The sequence below is a fragment of the Paralimibaculum aggregatum genome, from assembly GCF_030270585.1.
Lineage (GTDB): Bacteria > Pseudomonadota > Alphaproteobacteria > Rhodobacterales > Rhodobacteraceae > Thermohalobaculum > Thermohalobaculum aggregatum.
The window spans coordinates 1-1,462 of sequence record NZ_BSYI01000110.1 but is presented as its reverse complement, the minus strand read 5'-3'; the positions used below and the strand labels follow the sequence as shown (position 1 = coordinate 1,462).

Here is a 1,462-nt window from a genome sequence, read left to right as displayed (position 1 = left end):
GGCGGACTCAAGCGATCGTCGCGACACCCCATTGGAGGAGGTTGCGATGACGACGAGGAAGCGGCGTTCGGCCAAATCGACACGGCGAGGGTTGCGCTCGCCCGGTCGGCCACCGGTTTCGCGGCGCGAACACCGACTATCGTTCTGGTTGGCGATCGCAGCCGGGCGCTCCAGCGAAGACGCGGCGGTGTGTGCCGGAGTATCGCCTCCCGTGGGAACCAGGTGGTTCCGGGAGGCCGGCGGCATGCCACCATCGCAGTTTGCCCCATCGTCGGAGCCGCTGACGGGGCGGTACCTGTCTTTCGGCGAGCGCGAGGAGATTGCGCTTCTCCGGGCACGCGGTCACGGCGTCCGGGAGATTGCCCGCCGGCTGGGGCGTGCACCCTCGACCGTGTCTCGCGAATTACGCAGGAACGCGGCCACGCGCGGCGGCGGCTTCGAGTACCGGGCCACGACCGCCCAGTGGCACGCAGATCGTTCCGCGCGTCGTCCGAAGCGAGCCAAGTTGGCCGTGAACGCTAAGCTTCGCGACTATGTGCAGGATAGGCTCGCCGGGCGGATCACGGCGGCGGGTGGCAAAGAGATCCGAGGGCCGAAGATCGCCTGGAAGGGACGCCGCGCCGGCCGGCGACAGGATCGACGTTGGGCAAAGGCGTGGAGCCCGGAACAGATCGCCAGCCGGCTCAAGCTCGACTTCCCGGAGGACGAGGACATGCGCGTCAGCCACGAGGCCATCTACCAGTCGCTTTACATTCAGGGCCGTGGTGCGCTGAAGCGCGAACTCACCGCCTGCCTGCGCACGGGACGGGCGCTTCGCCTGCCGAGATCCCGCCTCAGCGGCCGCGGCAAGTCGTTCGTCACGCCGGAGGTGATGATCAGCGAGCGTCCGGCGGAAGTTGCTGATCGCGCCGTGCCCGGCCACTGGGAGGGCGATCTGATCCTCGGGCTCGGCAGCTCGGCGATCGGCACACTGGTGGAGCGCACCACGCGCTTCACGCTGCTACTTCATCTGCCGCCCATGCCCGGTCATGGAAGCGGCAAACGGGCGAAGAGCGGTCCCGCGCTTGCGGGCCACGGCGCCGAGGCCGTGCGCGACGCCATCGCCGGCGCAATCAAGACGCTCCCCGAGCAGCTGCGCCGGTCGCTGACCTGGGATCAGGGAGCCGAGATGGCAAGGCACATCGAGCTGCGCATCGAGACCGGGCTCGGCGTCTACTTCTGCGATCCTCACAGCCCGTGGCAGCGCGGCTCAAACGAGAACACGAACGGGCTGCTGCGCCAGTACTTCCCGAAAGGCACAGACCTGGCTGCACATGGCGCGACCGACCTCGCTGCGGTCGCCCACGCTCTCAATACCCGGCCGAGGAAAACGCTGGGCTGGAGAACCCCCGCAGAGGCGCTGGACGAAATTCTTCGCACGCCCCAGAAAGATCCTGTTGCGACGACCGCTTGAGTCCGTCCT

Annotated in this window: 1 protein-coding gene; it reads left to right on the top strand. The window is 68.1% G+C overall.

Annotated elements, in window-relative coordinates:
• Positions 1-46: 46 nt before the first annotated feature.
• Positions 47-1,453, top strand: a complete 1,407-nt coding sequence (locus tag QSJ97_RS24490; protein ID WP_285675122.1) for an IS30 family transposase — start codon at positions 47-49, stop codon at positions 1,451-1,453.
• Positions 1,454-1,462: the final 9 nt, after the last annotated feature.

Coding starts and splice junctions, on each gene's coding strand:
- QSJ97_RS24490 (WP_285675122.1), top strand. CDS start 47: ATGACGACGAGGAAGCGGCGTTCGGCCAAATCGACACGGCGAGGGTTG.